Annotated in this window: 17 protein-coding genes, 1 tRNA gene and 1 pseudogene; 15 read left to right on the top strand and 4 right to left on the bottom strand. The window is 36.7% G+C overall.

Annotated elements, in window-relative coordinates; translation table 11 throughout:
* Positions 1-5: 5 nt before the first annotated feature.
* The 11 genes from FT993_RS01540 (at position 6) to FT993_RS01590 (ending at position 10,359) form a co-directional block, all read left to right on the top strand.
* Positions 6-1,397, top strand: a complete 1,392-nt coding sequence (locus tag FT993_RS01540) for a bifunctional UDP-3-O-[3-hydroxymyristoyl] N-acetylglucosamine deacetylase/3-hydroxyacyl-ACP dehydratase (protein ID WP_147860780.1) — start codon at positions 6-8, stop codon at positions 1,395-1,397.
* A gap of 4 nt (positions 1,398-1,401) precedes the next feature.
* Positions 1,402-2,184, top strand: a complete 783-nt coding sequence (gene lpxA / locus FT993_RS01545; protein WP_147860781.1) for an acyl-ACP--UDP-N-acetylglucosamine O-acyltransferase — start codon at positions 1,402-1,404, stop codon at positions 2,182-2,184.
* Positions 2,185-2,192: 8 nt separating this feature from the next.
* Positions 2,193-2,756, top strand: coding sequence for an elongation factor P (gene efp / locus FT993_RS01550; protein WP_147860782.1), 564 nt, complete (start codon positions 2,193-2,195; stop codon positions 2,754-2,756).
* Complete coding sequence (locus tag FT993_RS01555; protein ID WP_147860783.1) at positions 2,756-3,691, top strand: UDP-3-O-(3-hydroxymyristoyl)glucosamine N-acyltransferase; 936 nt, start codon at positions 2,756-2,758, stop codon at positions 3,689-3,691. Before efp ends, FT993_RS01555 begins: the two co-directional genes overlap by 1 nt.
* Positions 3,684-4,052: a nuclear transport factor 2 family protein gene (locus FT993_RS01560; protein ID WP_147860784.1), complete on the top strand. Its 369-nt coding sequence runs from the start codon at positions 3,684-3,686 to the stop codon at positions 4,050-4,052. The genes FT993_RS01555 and FT993_RS01560 overlap by 8 nt, the downstream gene beginning before the upstream one ends.
* A gap of 104 nt (positions 4,053-4,156) precedes the next feature.
* On the top strand, positions 4,157-5,029 hold the full coding sequence (sucD, locus tag FT993_RS01565) for a succinate--CoA ligase subunit alpha (protein ID WP_147860785.1): 873 nt from the start codon (positions 4,157-4,159) through the stop codon (positions 5,027-5,029).
* A gap of 140 nt (positions 5,030-5,169) precedes the next feature.
* Entirely contained in the window at positions 5,170-5,916 is a 747-nt protein-coding gene (gene fabG, locus FT993_RS01570; protein ID WP_147860786.1) for a 3-oxoacyl-[acyl-carrier-protein] reductase, read from the top strand.
* Between the two features lie 4 nt (positions 5,917-5,920).
* Positions 5,921-7,951: a hypothetical protein gene (locus tag FT993_RS01575; RefSeq protein WP_147860787.1), complete on the top strand. Its 2,031-nt coding sequence runs from the start codon at positions 5,921-5,923 to the stop codon at positions 7,949-7,951.
* Positions 7,952-7,960: 9 nt separating this feature from the next.
* Complete coding sequence (locus tag FT993_RS01580) at positions 7,961-8,776, top strand: prohibitin family protein (RefSeq protein WP_147860788.1); 816 nt, start codon at positions 7,961-7,963, stop codon at positions 8,774-8,776.
* 88 nt (positions 8,777-8,864) lie between these two features.
* Positions 8,865-9,650, top strand: coding sequence for a tRNA pseudouridine(38-40) synthase TruA (locus tag FT993_RS01585; RefSeq protein WP_147860789.1), 786 nt, complete (start codon positions 8,865-8,867; stop codon positions 9,648-9,650).
* 16 nt (positions 9,651-9,666) lie between these two features.
* The gene (locus FT993_RS01590; protein WP_147860790.1) at positions 9,667-10,359 is read left to right on the top strand and encodes a TVP38/TMEM64 family protein; all 693 of its coding nucleotides are present in this window, start codon (positions 9,667-9,669) and stop codon (positions 10,357-10,359) included.
* Between the two features lie 15 nt (positions 10,360-10,374).
* Here the strand turns inward: FT993_RS01590 and FT993_RS12555 are convergent.
* From FT993_RS12555 to FT993_RS01605, 3 genes and pseudogenes are all read right to left on the bottom strand, one after another.
* A pseudogene (locus FT993_RS12555) lies at positions 10,375-10,578 on the bottom strand (hypothetical protein); the annotation flags it as partial.
* Positions 10,579-10,755: 177 nt separating this feature from the next.
* On the bottom strand, positions 10,756-11,832 hold the full coding sequence (gene corA / locus FT993_RS01600; protein ID WP_147860791.1) for a magnesium/cobalt transporter CorA: 1,077 nt from the start codon (positions 11,830-11,832) through the stop codon (positions 10,756-10,758).
* 14 nt (positions 11,833-11,846) lie between these two features.
* Positions 11,847-12,239 carry a glyoxalase gene (locus FT993_RS01605; RefSeq protein ID WP_147860792.1) on the bottom strand — a complete coding sequence of 131 codons (393 nt, stop codon included), beginning with the start codon at positions 12,237-12,239 and terminating at the stop codon, positions 11,847-11,849.
* A gap of 119 nt (positions 12,240-12,358) precedes the next feature.
* Between FT993_RS01605 and FT993_RS01610 the strand changes: the two genes are divergently transcribed.
* The 4 genes from FT993_RS01610 to FT993_RS01625 all read left to right on the top strand — a co-directional run bounded on the left by FT993_RS01610 (position 12,359) and on the right by FT993_RS01625 (position 18,760).
* On the top strand, positions 12,359-13,717 hold the full coding sequence (locus FT993_RS01610; protein ID WP_147860793.1) for an NAD-dependent succinate-semialdehyde dehydrogenase: 1,359 nt from the start codon (positions 12,359-12,361) through the stop codon (positions 13,715-13,717).
* 117 nt (positions 13,718-13,834) lie between these two features.
* A tRNA-Arg gene (locus FT993_RS01615) sits at positions 13,835-13,908 on the top strand.
* A 665-nt stretch (positions 13,909-14,573) separates the two neighbouring features.
* Positions 14,574-15,791, top strand: a complete 1,218-nt coding sequence (gene dinB / locus FT993_RS01620; RefSeq protein WP_147860794.1) for a DNA polymerase IV — start codon at positions 14,574-14,576, stop codon at positions 15,789-15,791.
* Between the two features lie 2 nt (positions 15,792-15,793).
* Positions 15,794-18,760, top strand: coding sequence for a DNA polymerase III subunit alpha (locus FT993_RS01625; RefSeq protein ID WP_147860795.1), 2,967 nt, complete (start codon positions 15,794-15,796; stop codon positions 18,758-18,760).
* Between the two features lie 373 nt (positions 18,761-19,133).
* Here FT993_RS01625 and FT993_RS01630 read toward each other — a convergent pair whose 3' ends face one another.
* Positions 19,134-19,340 carry a DUF2892 domain-containing protein gene (locus FT993_RS01630; protein ID WP_147860796.1) on the bottom strand — a complete coding sequence of 69 codons (207 nt, stop codon included), beginning with the start codon at positions 19,338-19,340 and terminating at the stop codon, positions 19,134-19,136.
* Positions 19,341-19,375: the final 35 nt, after the last annotated feature.

The following is a 19,375-nucleotide window of genomic DNA, read 5'->3' on the forward strand; positions in this document are numbered from 1 at the left end:
TTACTATGAAACAGCAAACAATTAAAAGAGAAGTTTCTCTAAAAGGAGTGGGCTTGCATACAGGTAAAGAAGTAGAGCTTACTTTTAAACCAGCTCCTGCAGGTCACGGGTACGTTTTTAAGCGTAAAGACTTGGAAGGTCAGCCGCTTATCGAGGCAGACGCTAGTTATGTAAACAATACCCAGCGAGGAACTTCGTTAGAAAAAAACGGGGTGCAGATACTTACCTCTGAACACGTGTTAGCAGCTTGTGTGGGATTACAAATAGATAACTTGTTAATAGAATTAAACGCTAGTGAACCACCTATTATGGATGGTTCTTCAAAGTATTTTGTTGAGGCCTTAGAAGAAGCAGGAATAGAAGAACAAGAAGAAGAGCGCGAGTACTATATCGTAAAAGAAGTTATTTCTTATAAAGACGAAGAAACTGGTAGTGAAATTATGCTTGTGCCGTCTGAAGAATATCAAGTAACTACTATGGTAGATTTTGGCACCAAAGTTTTAGGAACCCAAAACGCCAGTATAGATAGTATTAAAGAGTTTAAAAAAGAAATAGCCGATTCAAGAACTTTTAGTTTTTTACATGAAATCGAAATGCTTTTAGATAACGGACTAATACGAGGTGGCGATTTAAATAATGCTATTGTGTATGTAGATAAGGAGTTATCTAAAGAAACTATGGGAAAGTTGCAGCAGGTTTTTAATAAAGAGAGCATATCGGTAAAACCTAATGGTATTCTTGACAACCTTACTTTACACCACCCAAATGAAGCTGCAAGACATAAATTATTAGACGTAATAGGTGATTTAGCCTTAATAGGAACACCAATTAAAGGGAAGGTAATCGCCAATAAGCCTGGCCATAAAATTAATACCGAATTCGCAAAGAGGGTAGCTAAGAAAATAAAATTAGAACGTCGTAATAAGGTTCCGAAAATCGATTTGAATACCACTCCGCTTATGGATGTGAATCAAATCATGAAAATGTTACCGCATAGACAGCCCATGCTGCTTATCGATAAAATTTTTGAACTAAGTGAAACCCATGTTACTGGCGTTAAAAACGTGACCATGAACGAAGAGTTCTTTAAAGGTCACTTTCCTGGAGCGCCAGTTATGCCAGGAGTATTAATTGTAGAGGCCATGGCCCAAACTGGGGGGATATTAATTTTAAGCACCGTGCCCGACCCTGAAAACTACTTGACATATTTTATGAAAATAGATAATGTTAAGTTCAAGCAAAAAGTAGTGCCTGGCGATACGCTAATTTTTAAATGTGACTTAATATCACCCATAAGACGCGGGATTTGCCATATGCAGGGTTATGCCTATGCTAACGGTAAGTTGTGTGCAGAAGCCGAACTAATGGCACAAATTGTAAAATCTAAAGAATCTTAAGATTATGAATCAACCCTTAGCATACGTACATCCGGGAGCAAAAATAGCAAAGAATGTTGTGATTGAGCCTTTTACAACCATACATAACAACGTGGTTATAGGAGAAGGCAGTTGGATAGGATCTAACGTAACCATAATGGAGGGCGCAAGAATTGGTAAAAATGTGAGTATTTTTCCAGGTGCGGTTATTTCTGCTGTTCCACAAGATAAAAAATTTAACGATGAAGACACGCTAACGATTATCGGAGACAATACGACTATTAGGGAGTGCGTTACCATTAATAGAGGAACCTCAGACCGAATGAAAACTGTTATAGGTGAGAACTGCTGGATAATGGCTTATTGCCATGTGGCTCACGATTGTGTGGTCGGCGACAACTGCATTTTTTCAAATAACAGTACCTTAGCTGGGCATATTACCGTAGGTGATCACGTTGTACTGGCTGGTATGGCTGCAGTACAGCAATTTTGCAAAATAGGAAGTCATGCTTTTATTACCGGTGGTTCTTTAGTACGCAAAGATGTTCCTCCTTTTGTGAAAGCAGCACGTGAGCCTTTATCTTACGTAGGAATCAATTCGATTGGCTTAAGAAGAAGAGGGTTTTCTACAAAAAAAATCAGAGAGATACAAAATATTTATAGAATTTTGTATCAGAAAAATTATAACAATTCTCAAGCAGTGGCAATAATAGAAGCCGAAATGGAGGCCACACCAGAGCGCGATGATATTTTAGAATTCATTAAAAATTCACAGCGAGGCATCATGAAAGGATATTTCTCAAATTAAAATAAACTATGGCAACAACAAGCGATATTAGAAACGGACTTTGTATTCGATACAATCACGATATTTATAAAATTGTAGAGTTTTTACACGTAAAGCCAGGAAAAGGGCCAGCTTTTGTAAGAACCAAACTTAAAAGTGTTACTACTGGGAAAACCTTAGATAATACTTTTTCGGCAGGGCATAAAATTGATGAAGTGCGTGTAGAAACGCATAAATTTCAATTTTTATATCAAGACGGTGAATTCTATCACTTTATGAATACCGAAGATTACACCCAGATTAGATTATTAGAAGCTGCACTAGATGCTCCTAAATTACTTAAAGAAGGAGAGGTGGTAACCGTTTTAATAAATACAGAAGATAACGCTCCACTTTCGGTTGAAATGCCTCCGCATGTAGAACTTAAAGTGACCTTTACAGAACCAGGGGTTAAAGGTAATACGGCTACAAACGCCACAAAACCTGCAACGGTTGAAACCGGAGCCGAAGTAAATGTCCCATTATTTATCAATGAAGGCGACATTATTAAAATAGAGACAGAAAAAGGCACTTATAAAGAACGTATTAAGTAATGCAGTTTCCTAAGCCTTACACCTTGGCGCAAATAGCTTCTATTTTAGACATAGAGTTTGTGGGCGATGCGGAATTTCAAATTACCGGTATCAACGAAATTCACGTAGTGACTCCGGGTGATATTGTTTTTGTAGATCACCCTAAATACTACGATAAAGCATTGCAATCTCAAGCTAGTGTGGTGCTAATAAATAAAAAAGTAGACTGCCCAGCAGGTAAGGCGCTGTTGATATCTAAAGATCCATTTACAGATTTTAATCGCTTAACCCAACACTTTAGGCCTTTTCAAAAATCTTACGATTCGGTAAGTACAACCGCTAAAATAGGAAATAATACCATTATCCAACCCAATGTTTTTATTGGTAATCACGTAAAAATTGGCTCTAACTGTATAATTCACAGTAATGTGAGTATTTATGATCATACCATAATTGGCGATAACGTAGAAATTCACGCCAACACAGTGCTGGGAGCCGCAGCTTTTTATTATAAAAATAGACCAGAGGGTTTTGATCAACTTCTATCGGGTGGTAGGGTTGTCATAGAAAACGATGTACATATTGGAGCATCTTGTACCATAGATCGAGGTGTATCTGGAGATACTATTATTCAACAAGGTGCTAAATTAGATAATCAAGTGCACGTAGGTCACGATACTCGAATAGGTAAGAAGTGCCTAATTGCCAGTCAAACTGGTATAGCCGGTTGTGTGGTGATAGAAGATGAGGTTACCTTATGGGGTCAAGTTGGTGTAAAAAGCGATGTGGTGATCAAAAAGAAAGCTGTTGTGATGGCGCAATCAGGTGTAGGTAAAAACCTAGAAGCGGGTAAAAGTTATTTCGGTTCCCCAGCAAAGGAAACAAGAACAGCTTATCGAGAAATGGCAGCATTAAAAGATTTATCAAGCCCAAAAAAAGTAAAATCCAATGAGTAAAAACAAAAAACAACGTATCAAACAATTATTAGAGTCTTCTTTCTATAAAAATCCCGATGCGATGAAAGAATTTTTAGCTCCCGAAATTAAAATAAAATGGATGAGTGCTCAAGGAACGCAGCACTTGGGGTATGAAGTCTTTCAAAATAAAATTGAGCAAATGGGCAAATCGTATGAAGAGCTTAATGCCGATTTTTCTCATTTAATTGAAGAAGAAGATACCGTGGCAGGTAAATTTACTTTTTGGATGACTACTATTGAGAATCCAGATGAGGTAGATCCTGTAGCTACCTTTATGCTGTTAGCGAGATTTGAGCAGAATTTGGTGACCGAGTTAGAGTTAATGAGTGTTTTGAACTAATTGACTCATAGGCTGTATAATCAGTCCCTTAAAAAGAAGTCATTTTCTTTTAGAGTTTCAAGTAAAAAGTTAAATTTGCAAGACAATAAATTCAAGAACAAATTATGAGTGTTTTAGTAAATAAGAATTCAAATATAATCGTACAAGGCTTCACTGGGAGTGAAGGTACTTTCCATGCCGAACAAATGATAGAATATGGTACCAATGTAGTAGGAGGAGTTACTCCTGGTAAAGGAGGGCAAAAGCACCTAGATAAGCCAGTATTCAATACGGTTGCAGAAGCGGTAAAAGAAGTGAATGCAGATACTAGTATTATTTTTGTACCGCCGGCATTTGCAGCCGATGCTATTATGGAGGCAGCTGATGCAGGAATTAAAGTAATTATTACTATAACCGAAGGGATCCCTGTAGCCGATATGATTAAGGCTTCAGATTATATCAAAGATAAAGATTGTAGACTTATAGGTCCAAACTGTCCAGGAGTTATTACACCAGGTGAGGCCAAAGTGGGTATTATGCCAGGTTTTGTTTTTAAACCAGGAAATGTAGGAATTGTTTCAAAATCAGGTACTTTAACCTATGAAGCAGCAGACCAAGTGGTAAAGGAAGGACTAGGAATCACTACTGCTATTGGTATTGGAGGAGACCCTATTATTGGAACTACCACCAAAGAAGCGGTAGAATTATTAATCAATGATGATGATACCAAATGTGTGGTGATGATTGGTGAGATTGGTGGTCAATTAGAAGCTGATGCAGCAAAATGGTACAAAGCAAGCGGTTCTAAAAAACCAATCGTAGGCTTTATTGCTGGAGAAACCGCTCCAGCAGGTAGAACAATGGGTCACGCAGGTGCCATAGTAGGAGGTAGTGAAGACACTGCTCAAGCTAAGAAGAAAATCATGAGAGAATGCGGGATTCACGTTGTGGATTCACCAGCAGAAATCGGTAAAAAAGTAGCTGAAGTAATGGGCTAATTTTTAACTGAAATAAAGAATAAACCCTGCTTAAAACAAAGCAGGGTTTTTTTATTGAAAAACTTAAATAGATTATTATATTTGAGCAAAGTATTTTGCTGAATTTAGCAAATGACTTAGATAAAACAAACTTAAAAAGAATGAAATTATTAGCAGGTAAAAACGCAATTGTTACAGGAGCAAGTCGTGGTATAGGGAAAGGTATTGCCTTAGCCTTTGCTCAACAAGGCGCCAATGTAGCTTTCACCTATAGCTCATCAAAACAAGCAGCCGAAGAACTCGAAAAAGAATTACAAAGTTTAGGTGTAAAAGCCAAGGCTTACCAAAGCAATGCAGCCAATTTTGAGGAGGCTCAAAAACTGGTAGAGCAAGTTAATGAAGAATTTGATAGTATAGATATTCTGGTTAACAATGCGGGTATCACAAAAGATAATCTGCTCATGCGTATGAGCGAGGCAGATTTTGATAAGGTGATTGAGGTGAACCTAAAGTCTATTTTTAATATGACCAAAGCGGTACAGCGTACTATGTTGAAACAACGAAAAGGAAGTATCATCAATATGAGTTCTGTAGTAGGTGTGAAAGGAAATGCTGGTCAAGCTAATTACGCAGCTTCTAAAGCAGGAATGATTGGTTTCTCGAAATCTATAGCCCTTGAGTTAGGAAGCAGAAATATTCGTAGTAACGTGATCGCACCTGGTTTTATTGAAACCGAAATGACCGATAAATTAGATGAAAAAACCGTTGAGGGTTGGAGACAGGCTATACCTTTAAAAAGAGGTGGGTCACCCGAAGATATTGCAAACGCATGTGTTTTCCTTGGGTCTGATATGAGTGCATACATCACCGGACAAGTTATCAACGTTGATGGCGGGATGTTAACCTAAAAGCATGAGCTTAATTTCCGTATTATTTTTAGGAATAGCCGTATTGCTAAGCGCTGTAGCAGCATTGGGGTTATATTATTTTCCTAGAAAGAAAAAAAGCGTAAAACACTGGAAGTATTTTAGTGTTTTACGCTTTTTTACGGTATTGGTAGGATTGATTTTACTCATCAATCCCAAGTTTGAACAAAACCAAGTTCGTATTGAAAAACCAAATCTTGTAGTGGTTTCCGATAACTCTAAATCGGTTCGTTTTTTAAAGGGAGAAAAACAAACAAAAAGGTTTTTACAAGAATTACTTCAAGACCAAGAGATCAAAGAGGCATTTAACGTTAAATCTTTTACCTTTGATGAAGAATTGCATTTTTCTAGAACACCGGAATTTTCGGGGAATGCAAGTGATCCTGGGAAGGCTTTAAAGCAACTTGCACGATTATACCCAGAATCCAACTCTCCACTTATTTTAATTACCGATGGCAACGCTACTCAGGGTACAGCACCTGTTTATGCCGCCAGCAAATACCAAAGCGAAATATTTCCGGTGGTGGTAGGGGATACCACCCAACACGCCGATGTTTACATCGATTTGCTCAATGTGAATCCGTATGCTTTTTTAGACCAACGTTTTCCTGTAGAAATATTTGTTAACTATCAAGGAGACGCTAGCATTCAGTCTAAATTGTTAATCAAAAAAGGTACACGAGTGGTACACGAGACAAAGCTGAGCTTTAGCGCCGATAAGCAGGGAGAACAAGTAGAGATTATGCTGCCAGCCAAGCGTATAGGCAAACATAAATATACTGCCTCTATTACTCCAATAAATCAAGAAAAAAACATACAAAACAACCAAAGAGATTTTTATATTGAAGTGGTCGACCAGCAATCTAAGGTGTTAATTCTTAGCAGTTTTTTGCACCCAGATTTAGGAGCGCTTAAAAAAAGCATTAATAGCAATAAACAACGCCAAGCCCATATTAAAGTAATCGATGAGCTAAAACAAGAAGATTTAGGCGAATACACTAATTTTGTTCTATACCAACCTAATCAAAAATTTAAATGGGTATTTGATTACTTAGATAAAACTCAAAAAAATTATGTAATGATTGGGGGTACAAAAACAGACTATAATTTTCTAAATGGGATTCAGTCTTCTTTCCGTAAAGAATTAAAAATCAATCAAAATGAGGAGTTTCAAGCGCAATTGAATGAAAACTTTTCATTGTATCAACCCAGTAAAATCAATTTTTTAGATTATCCGCCTTTGAGCGATCAATTTGGCGAAATAAGTAATTTGGGCAAGGGGCAGGCCTTATTGCAACAAAACATAAACGGGGTTGCTACACAGCAACCTGTAGTTTACTTTGTGGATAGTGGGCAACGTAGAATCGGACTTGTTTTTGGAGAAAATTTATGGCAGTGGCGTGTAAAGAGTTTCGCTGATTTAGCAAATTTTGAAGCATTCGATTTGTTTATAAACGACATAATACAATTTTTAGGCGATAACAATCGTGGTGAAAGACTTAAGGTTGATATGAAGACGGTTTTTAATCAAGGCGAGCCCATTAGAATGCAGGCACAGTATGTAGATAAAAACTACCGAGAAGACGCTCAAGCTACCATAAATCTTCGAGTGGTGAAACAAGAAGACGAGTCTATAAAAAATTACAGCCTAAATTATGTAGATGGCAATTATGTAACCAATTTAGGAGCGCTAACACCTGGTTCTTATACTTTTACCGCCCAAGTAGAGGGTGAAAATGGCTTACAAACTGGTGATTTTGTGGTAACTGCCTTTGATATAGAAGAGCAGTTTAACCATGCGCAAGTAAGCGAACTTAATAAGATTGGCGATACCTTGTATTACAGTGAAGATTTTTTATCTTTAAAAACAAAACTACTTCAAACAGATGTATACAAACCAGTACAACGTACGCTTACTAAAAAAGTAGAATTAATAGAATTCAAGTGGCTTTTAGCTTTGTGGGTGTTGTTGCTAAGTCTAGAATGGTTTTTAAGAAAGTATAACGGATTAACTTAAATATTAAAAATGGAAAAATTACCTAAAATTGCTTTACCTGCTATATTTATTGGTGTAGTGGTATTAATTATTGTATTTAAATCAACGGTTACTATCGGCTCGGGAGAGGCAGGAGTGCTTTACAAAACTTTTGGCGGAGGTGTGGTTACAGATGAGCCCCCTATGGGTGAAGGCTTTCACTTTGTAGCGCCGTGGAATGATGTTTTTATTTATGAGGTGAGACAACAAGAAGTCTTCGAAAAAATGAAGGTATTATCTAGCAACGGATTAGAGATAAAAATTGATGCATCGGCTTGGTTTCAACCTATTTATGGTAAATTAGGTAAATTACACCAAGAAAAAGGCGAAGATTATACGCAACGTGTTTTATTACCAGCTATACGCTCTGCAGCGCGTAGTGTGGTAGGTAGATATACACCAGAACAATTATATGCCTCAAAGAGAGACGCCATTCAAGAAGAAATCTACACCGAGACCGAAAATATTGTAGATGATCAATACATACAACTCAACGAGATTTTAGTGCGCGATGTAACTTTGCCTCCTAGTATTAAAGATGCGATTGAGCGTAAATTAAAACAAGAGCAAGAATCTTTAGAATATGAGTTTAGACTTACCAAAGCTACCAAAGAAGCCGAGCGCCAAAAAATTGAAGCGGAAGGTAAGGCGCGTGCAAACCGTATTTTAAGCGAATCGTTAACCGATAAGGTTTTACAGGAAAAAGGAATTCAAGCAACTTTAGAGTTAGCGCGCTCAAATAATTCCAAAACAGTAATTATTGGAGGTGGTGAAACCGGAATGCCTATAATTCTTAATGACAAATAATAATAATTTTATTCAGTTAAAAACCTGTTTAATCTTTTTTAAACAGGTTTTTCTTTGTTATAATTAACCTAAAAGTAACTTTTATATCATGCAACCCCAACGCTATTATTATCTTATTAAGCTTCAGTACTTGGGTTTTAGATACCATGGTTGGCAAAAACAACCCGATGTTAATACAGTAGAACGTATGCTAGAACGCACGCTTTCATACATTTTAGATAGGGCACGGTTTAAGGTAATCGCAGCGGGCAGAACAGATGCTAAGGTTTCGGTAAACCAAACTTATGTCGAATTATTTCTTTATGAAAAAGAGTTAGAATGCAACGAATTTCTAGATTTGTTGAACAAGAATCTACCACCCGACATACACGCCTTAGGTATTGAAGAGACTACGCGTGATTTTAACATTATTAAACATGCTAAAGTGAAGGAGTACCATTATTTTTTTGCTTTTGCCAAAAAATTTCATCCCTTTGCTGCGCCGTTTATGGCTTATGTAAAAGATGATCTAGATATTGATTTAATGACTCAAGCAGCTAGCTTATTTGTCGGAAAGCAAGATTTTAGAGCTTATGCTTTTAGACCTAGTCCGCAAACGATTACAACTGGAGAGATCTTTTCTTGTGAATTGGTTGAGAATGATGTGTACACGGCTAATTTTTTTCCAGAAAAAAGTTATGTCCTTAAAATTAAAGGTAGCGGTTTTAAACGGCATCAGATCAGACTTATGATGGGAGCGCTTATCGATTTAGGTAGGGGAGATGTAAACCTTGATTTCATCAAATCAACTTTAAATCCTGATAATGGAATAAAACTAGAACATATTGCTCCGGCTTCTGGACTTATCTTGCATCAGGTAAAATTAAATCCGTAAAGCAATAGTATATAGCATGAAAAATCTCTTGAAAAAATATAGCGCAGTCTTCATTAGTTTATTGGTATTTGGCATTTTAGGGCTTTGCTATGCTTTTATTCCGAGCTTTAAATCGGTTACCCAAGATTTGTGGGCGGCGCTTTTAGCGGGCAATACCCAAGAGGTACAAAAAATTATAAGTGGCTTTGGTTTTTTGGGGGCGCTTATCTTAGTGCTAATTATTGTATTACAAATGTTTTTAATTGTGGTTCCTTCTTGGTTACCTATGGTGGTAGCAGCATTGGCTTATGGTTTTTTTGAAGCGGTAGCCATTTCGGTAAGTGGGGTATTTATCGCTTCGAGTTTAGGCTATGTACTCGGATTACAAATTGGGCACCATAATATCAAACGAATTTCAGGAAAGAAAAATTATAAAAAATTAAGTTTTTGGGTAAAAGAATATGGGTTTTTAAGCGTGCTGTTGTTTCGCATTTCTCCATTTCTATCTAATGATGCCATCAGTTTTATTGCAGGTGGAATGAAAATGAATTTTCTTAAATTCATAGGTGCTACCTTAGCTGGTATTATTCCTTTAAGTGTTGCCATTGCTTATTTCTCTAGCAGTATAGACAAGCTAAAAGAAAGTCTATATTATATTGGTGGAGCTGGTATTTTGCTTTACGGAATTTTTATTTGGTTAGATTACCGAAAAAGAAAATCAAAAGCTTGAATCCAATTAAATTAGTTATTCTAGAGCTTTCAAACCTTTTTCAACTTTTAAAATGAGCCAAACGATTGTTATTGCTATAAAAGTTAAACCAAAGACGGCAGACCAAAAAGGAGAAAATATTTCTAGTAAATCTAACGGAGCGCAAAACAAGCTAATAAGTCCTATTTGCAATATATATTTTGCCGCAAATTGTTGCGCTTTAAACCAGTAGATTTTATTTTTTCGAGAGCGGTAACTTCAATAACCATAAAAAGAATTGATCTTCTTAGGGGGGTATGCCCTCAACATAATTCCGGCAAAAACCGAAATAAATCCATAACCTGCCAGCAAAATCAAAAAATGTTTATCTACTAAAACAATCATTGGTTCAGTTTACTAAAGAAAAGCTGTTTGGTTTTACCACCAGTTTTTACGCTTAAAGTAAATTACTAATGCCAAACTTATTAAAATCATTACTCCCCAAGCATAATAGTAACCATACTCCCAATCTAGCTCGGGCATATGGTGAAAATTCATCCCGTAAATACCTGCGATGAAAGTAAGAGGGATAAAAATACTTGCCATAATGGTTAGTACCTTCATCACTTCATTCATTTTGTTAGAAATACTACTCATATACATATCCATAAGCCCCCAAGTCATTTCTCGGTATATTTCAATATTTTCAGCTACCTGTATACCGTGGTCGTGCAAATCACGCAAGTAATTTTTTGTACGTGCTTCAATGAGTTTATGCGATCCATTTTCTAGGCGTGCAATAACTTCTTTGACGGGAAAAATAGCCTTACGCACTCTAATTATTTCACGTTTTAATTCTTGAATATCTAGCGCTGTTTGGTTGTTTACATTGTTAGTAAACAGGTTATCTTCTAAATTTTCAACTTTTTCGGCCAGTTGTTCAACCACCTCAAAATAATGATCAAGAATAGCATCGAGTAAGGCATAAGCTAGGTAATCGGTTTTAAAGGTACGCAAGCGGCCTTGTGCATTTTGCAATCGCTCCCTTACACCATCAAAAACATCACTTTCTGCTTCTTGAAAACTAATTACATAATTTTCTCCAAAAGCAATGCTCACATGTTCTTTTATTAAAACATCTTGTGTATCATAATACAACATTTTTACTTGTAAAAAAATATAATCTTCATACACATCAATTTTAGGCCGTTGGCGTGTATTAACAATATCTTCTAACAATAAAGGGTGTAAGCCAAAGTGATTTCCTAAAGATTCGATAGCTTGGGTATTGTTCAAGCCATCAAAATCTATCCATGCAATATTTTTACTGTCTTTATAGGCAAAGGCTTCTTCAACCTGTGCCAACTTCTTATAGGTTAAAAAGTCTTTACTATATTCAAATACCTCTATTAGGGTACCTTGGGTTTGTTTTTCTCCTACATAAACTACCTTTCCTGGTATTTGGTTGACAATTGGTTTTTTGCTTTTTACTTTTTTCTTTCGCGGTTTACGCATAGTTTTTAAATGTTTTAAGCTTCTAATAGCTGTAGCTGATCGATTAAGCGTTGTGCGATAAGCCGGTTGATACGTTTGTTGATCTCAGACTTATTTTCCTGGTAGAAACTCAATTCCTCAAAGGTGAAAAGAGCTAGCGTGATTCCTTGTAATAATTTTCTTAGCTGATTGTCTTTGCTGATTTCATTTGAAATATACGTTGGGCGATCCTCTTTTTTTAAACTATAAAACAGGTTTTTCCTTTTGCGGATATGCATTTTAAAAACCTCTAACAGCAACTCATTCTGGAATTTTAAAATAGGTCGTAAACAAGTGTTTTGAAAATGCTCGAGCGGATTTTGAAGGGGAGAGGTAGCTAGGTTTAAATTTGGTCTTAACTGAAAAAGTGCTTCAGATCTTGATTTCATAATAGATAAAACTAGTTTTTAATAAAAATACAGAAAAAGCCTAGAGCTACACGTTAAAATCATCTTAATAAAAAATTGAATTCTACTACGGATGCTTATTTTTAACCTAAAATGAAACTATGATTAAATCTATAAATCCGTACACGGGAGAGACCATAAAAAAATACCGTCAAGACACAAAATCAATACTCAATAAAAAACTTAAACGCGCCGAAAAACAATATGATGTTTGGCGCACCCACAATTTGAATAGTCGCGCAAAATTTGTAAGAGCTGTAGGTCAAATTTTACGTAAAAATACCGATAAATATGCAGCGATGATTACCCAAGAAATGGGTAAGCCCATCAGCCAGGCTAAAGCCGAAGTTGAGAAATGTGCTTGGGTCTGTGATTATTATGCCGATAACGCAGCCGAAGCTTTGCAGAATGAAGTTATCGAAACCGATGCGTATAAATCTTTGGTGCGTTATGACCCTTTAGGTATAATTTTGGGCGTTATGCCTTGGAATTATCCGTTTTGGCAAGTATTTAGGTTTGCTATACCTACCTTAATGGCTGGTAATACGGTGCTTTTAAAGCACGCTAGCAATGTAATGGGTTGTGCAGAACTTATTGAAGAAGCTTTTAATGAAGCCGGTTTTCCCGAAGGTTGTTACCAAAATTTAGTGATTAGTAGCAAGAAGGTAAATGCCATACTTAAAGACGATCGGGTTAAAGCCGTAAGTTTAACCGGTAGCAAACCGGCAGGTAGCGCAGTAGCTTCAAAAGCAAGCGAATTAATAAAACCTTCGGTATTGGAATTGGGCGGAAGTAATGCTTTAGTGGTTTTTGAAGATGCCAACCTAGAAGAAACCGTAAAAACATGCGTTCAAGCGCGTTTTCAGAATACAGGGCAAAGCTGTATTGCGGGAAAAAGGCTTTTGGTGCAAGAATCTATTTACCTTGAATTTGTTGAGAAATTCATCACGCAGGTACGCGAATTAAAAAGTGGTAACCCCCAAGATGAAGATACTTTTATTGGTGTAATGGCGCGAGAAGATTTAGCCGAAGAACTAGAAAAACAACTCGAAGATTCACTTACCAAAGGCGCTCGTTTAATTCTAGGTGGCAAGCGTCGAAAAACTTATTTTGAACCCACCGTTGTAATCGATGTGCATAAAAAAGCACGTATTTTTGAAGAAGAAACCTTTGGACCCGTAATGGGAATTACTCCCTTTAAAACCGATTTAGAAGCGATTGATTTGGTTAACCGCTCTAAATTTGGACTAGGAGTCTCTATTTTTACCGAAGATTATGAAAGGGCCGAAGCCTTGATCGGGCAGTTTGACGACGGTGCGGTTTTTGTGAATGAATTGGTAAAAAGCGATCCAAGACTACCCTTTGGCGGCACCAAAGAATCGGGTTATGGTCGAGAGCTAGGTACTTTTGGAATCAAAGAATTTGTAAATGCCAAAACGGTATACTTCAAAAAAAATTAATCTTCAAATTTGATTTTGAGTAGGTTGCTCAGCTTAAAGTAAAAAAAAATAAAATTAGTTAGAAAACAGCTTGATTTTTTTAAAAACAGTTATATATTTGCAACCGCTAACAGCAATGGTCGCGTAGCTCAGCTGGATAGAGCATCTGCCTTCTAAGCAGACGGTCACAGGTTCGAATCCTGTCGCGATCACAAAAACCCTTACTATTTTTTAGTAAGGGTTTTTTGTTTTTATAATGCACCTCTTATTGAGTACGGATAATGGGATCAAGACTATTTTCTGTTTTTTTGGATCAAGGACATTTTCTGGGTTTTTGAGTTTTTAAGTAACTAATTGTTTTATTTAGTACAATAAATATTCAACTTTTTTTACACCTCTTAATTGAGCTCTGAAAGGTTTTAAATTTCGAATAAATAACTCATTCATAAAGTACTGCATTTTAAACCCGAGACGGTAATTAAAATTAATTACTCCCTTTAATCACATTTCCTTAAAGTTGATTTAGTTTTTAAGTATACTAAGCTTATACCAAAGCACGGTTTAAATCATATTGTCTTTATTCTAAATCTATATTGAATCTAGTATGAGTATACCTTAGTTTACTTTTTAGTGGACTTACCGTGGACTCAGGATACTTACGATAAAGCTTTAATAAGAAGCAAACAAACGCTGTATAGATATAAACAGTAGATGTGCCGGGTGAATTTTATGAATTAAGAATTTGTTTGTTTACTTATCTGTAAATCAAATAGTTGTTTTTTAACTGGTAAAATTTAACACGTATAAACCTACAAAATTCTAGTTATTGTTTTAATTTTGGAATAAATCCATTAAAAAGGAATAAATCCTTAAAACAATGAAACCTCAAGCTATATTACACCTCGATTTAGATACATTTTTTGTATCTGTAGAGCGTCTTTTAGATAGTCAATTGCAGCACAAACCCATCTTGGTAGGTGGCTTAGGCGATCGTGGCGTAGTGGCGGCTTGCAGTTATGAGACTAGAAGTTATGGTATACACAGCGGTATGTCTATGCAAGTGGCCCGCAAACTTTGTCCGCAAGCTATTGTAATAAAAGGCAACGCTTCTACTTACACGCAATATTCTCACTTGGTGACCGAAATCATACGGGCAGAGGTACCTGCTTTCGAGAAAGCCAGTGTAGACGAATTCTATGTTGATTTAACCGGAATGGATCGGTTTTTTGGTACACAGCAATTTGCTTTTGACCTCAGGAAAAAGATCATTGCAGAGAGCGGTTTGCCTATATCTGTAGGCTTATCTCAAAACAAAGTAGTTTCAAAAATAGCTACAGGCGAGGCTAAACCCAATAATGAACGTTATATACCTCAAGGAACAGAAAAGCATTTTTTAGCTCCGTTATCAACCAGAAAGATTCCTATGGTAGGTCAAAAAACCTACACCAAATTAGTGCAAATGGGCATACAACGCATACAAACTTTGCAAGAAATGCCTTTGGCTGTGATTGAGCAGGTATTGGGTAAAAACGGAAAAACCATTTGGTTGCGTGCACAGGGCATAGATAACAGCCCCATTATACCGTATCACGAGCGCAAATCAATTTCTATGGAGCGCACTTTTAACCGAGACACAATAGATGTAGTGCGTTTAAAAAATAGCCTACAAGCCATGGCAGAAAGCTTGGCTTATCAACTAAGAAACGCACAAAAACTAACTTCAATTGTTACGGTAAAAATCAGATACTCCGATTATCAAACGCAAAGTAAACAAACCCGAATAGCCTATACCAGTGCAGATCATTTACTGGTTCCTCAAGCCTTAGCACTTTTTGACCAGCTGTACCAAAGAAGAGTGCTCATAAGACTTATCGGGCTTAAATTTTCGGGGCTAGTAGGGGGGCATCATCAAATTGATTTGTTTGATGATTCGCAAAAATTAATCGATTTATACCAATCTATTGATAAGATAAAAAACAGGTTTGGAGAACGCAGCATTTTAAAAGCTTCTACACTAGATAGTAAAAGTATTGGCGGTATGGGAAATCCGTTTAACGGTGAACCACCTATGGTTTTGGCTCACAGAAAACAATAACAATGTATTTAAACTGTCATTCTTGGTTTTCATTGCGCTACGGGGTAATACCAGAAGATGAGCTCTGTGACTGGGTTTTAGCACAGGGTGTTCAAGACTTTGTATTAACCGATATCAACTCAACATCGGCTTGCTTATCGTTTATAAAGCATGCGCAAAAACGCGGTGTTTGTCCGCGTGTAGGAGTAGATTTTAGAAACGAACATCAACAACTCTACGTAGGAATCGCGCAAAACAACCAAGGGTATTATGAGCTCAATCGGTTTTTATCACAGTATTTAGAGCAGCAGCAAGACTTTCCGCTTCAAGCGCCCAATTTACCTAATTGTTATTTCATATATCCGATACATGCCCTAAAAAAGTTAGCAAGCTTTTCACTTTTACCTCAGCATTACGTGGGAGTTAGCTTTACGGATTTACTGTCGCTAAAGCGGAATAAATCAGCCTATCCAAAAGAAAAACTGGTGTTTTTACAAAGCCTAAGTTTTAGAAACAAAAAAGATTTTAATGCACATCGGTTACTGCGGAGCATCGATTTAAATTGTTTGTTAAGCAAACTGCCTGAAGCGCAACAAGGCCAAGCAAAACACACTTTTTATACCCCAGAGGTAATAACGCAGGCCTGTAATGGTATCGACTATTTGCTCAAGCAAACTCAAGAGTTACTAAACAATTGCCGAGTACATTTTAAATTTGGGGTACAATACAATAAAAACTTGCAGCTACTGGGCAAAACTCAAGAGGAAGATACAAAGCGATTAAAAGATTTGTGCTACCAAAAGCTACCTAAACGTTACCCACAAGCACCGGTAGAGGTGATGCAACGGGTAAAAACCGAGCTGAATGCAATTATTAAGTTGGGTTTTGTTTCTTATTTTCTTATTAATTATGATATTATTTGCTACGCTCAAAAAAAGAATTACGCCTATATTGGGCGGGGTAGTGGAGCCAATTCGGTAGTGGCTTATATTTTAGAAATCACCAATGTAGATCCTATTGAACTCGATTTGTATTTTGAACGTTTTATCAATGCAGGACGCAGTTCACCTCCCGATTTTGATCTCGATTTTTCTTGGAAAGATAGAGATGATATCACCCGGTATATTTTCTCTAAATATACGCATACCGCTTTGATGGGGACTTATGTGACTTTTAAACGCAAAGCGGTAATTAGGGAGTTGGGTAAAGTTTTTGGTTTGCCCAAAGCACAAATAGACCGTTTGAGTAAAGGGAGGTTTAATGATAATCAACTCGATCATTTAGAGCGCTTGGTGCTACGCTACAGCAAATACATAGCAGGTTTTCCCAATTATATAAGTGTGCATTCTGGTGGTATTCTCATTTTAAATCAACCGGTTTTTCATTATGCCGCCACTTTTATGCCTCCTAAGGGTTTTGCTACCATACAAATAGATATGCATATTGCCGAAGAAGCTGGTATACATAAATTTGATATTTTGGCTCAGCGTGGCCTTTCAAAAATCACCGATGCACTGGCCTTAATAAAAGCCAATCAACCTCAGGCTAAACTTAAAGACATCAATAAGGTAGGTGACTTTAAACAAGACACGCGTATAAATGCTTTACTAGCTCAAGGCGATTGCATGGGAGTTTTCTATATTGAGTCTCCCGGTATGCGTGCTTTATTAACCAAATTAAAAACTGATAATTACCTGAATTTAGTTGCTGCCAGCTCGATTATACGCCCCGGGGTTTCTAGTGCAGGTATGAAAGAAGAGTTTATCAAAAGACACCGACAACCCGAAAAAAGAAAGGAGGCTCACCCGGTTTTGAATCAGATTATGCCTGATACTTACGGCATTATGGTATATCAAGAGGATGTGATGAAGGTAGCGCATCACTTTGCTGGCTTAGACTTAGAAGATGCCGATATTTTACGCCGTGGGATGAGCGGTAAAAAAACTTCTAAAAATCAAATGCAGCGCATAGAACAAAAGTTTATTAGCAACTGCCTGCAAAAAGGTTACTCCAGAGAAATTATACATGAAATTTGGGGACAGATAGCTTCTTTTGCCGGATATGCTTTTCCTAAAGGGCATTCGGCATCTTATGCGGTAGAGAGCTATCAAAGTTTGTACTTAAAATGTTATTTTCCTCTAGAATTTATGGTAGCTGTTATTAATAATGGAGGCGGGTTTTATGGTATGCAAACCTACTTGCAAGAGCTGCGAAACTGCGGAGGGCGTGTGCATTTGCCTTGTGTAAATCACAGTCATTTTGCTTTAACTATTGATAAACAAGATGTTTATTTGGGCTTGGGTTACTTAAAAGAATTAGAGCAAAGAAATATACAGTTGCTCTTAGAAGAAAGAAATTTTGGGGGCGCATTCCGCTCGCTCGAAGATTTTCTAAATCGGCTAAATGTTTCTATCGAGCAAGTAAGTATTTTGATTAATGCTGGTGCCTTTAGATTCACGGGGCAATCTAAATATGAATTGCTTTGGCAAGCTCATTTTCAGCTTTCTGCAAATCCGTATCAACAGCAAGTCAATCGCTGGCAACAAAAGCTATTTGTAAATCCAACAAAGAAATATGAGTTACCGGCTTTAGAACAAAATTTTTTGAGCGATGCTTATGACCAAATGCATCTTTTGGGGTTTCATGTGTACCATCCGTTTCAACTGCTTCAACATAAAATAAGCAGCAAGCTAGGCGTGCGTCATTTCTCTTCTTGGGCAGGTAAAAGCATTTGTATTTACGGCGATTTAATTTGCTTAAAAACCACAAAAACCAGCAAAGGGGCATATATGGCTTTTGGAACTTTCTATGACGCTTGGTTTGAAGTTTTTGATACGGTACATTTTCCAGAAACTTACAATCAATTCCCTATTTATGGTATGGGTATTTATAAAATTGTAGGTAAGCTCACCTACGCTTATGAGTACCCCAGTATTGTAGTGAGCAGTATAGAAAAACAAGCCGTACGTAAAGATCCGCGTTTTGTTTAGAAAATGTAGCCACTGCTTAAAAAAAAGACATTCCACTCATTGAGCAATCTGCAAACACTGTTTCACTACCTAAAGCGAGTAATAAAAGAAGTACAATATTTTTCATGATGATGTTTTTTAAACTTAGGTCAAATTTTGTTCCATTTATATTTTAACCCTTTGTATCGCTACGGTATATAAATCCGCTTTAAGCGGAATTATGTACTTTAAAATCATAAGAAACCTCTTGTTTTATTATTAAAAGTACCCCTACGACATAAAAAGTATTTTTGCTCACAATTCTATTACTTTTAATCAAATTAAAATTTAAAATAAAAAAAGGTCATCTAGCATTAGCTTAGACGACCCATTTATAATTTTCAAGAATTTACTCTTATCTTGAGCAGCAATCTCCTGCTTCTTTAACCCCTAATTTTTTCAAGATATCTTCCATAAGACACCATTTAGTAAGGGATGACTGCAGGAGATTAATTCCTACAAAACCTGTAAACCATAAAAAATTCATGTTTACATATACGGCCAGTAAAACACTTATTATAACAAAACTACCAGCAATTGCTCTTATCCATCTATTAATCATATTCTTTATTTTTATTTAATAATTTATTTAGTATT

Source organism: Mesonia sp. HuA40, from assembly GCF_008017835.1.
Taxonomy (GTDB): Bacteria; Bacteroidota; Bacteroidia; order Flavobacteriales; family Flavobacteriaceae; genus Mesonia.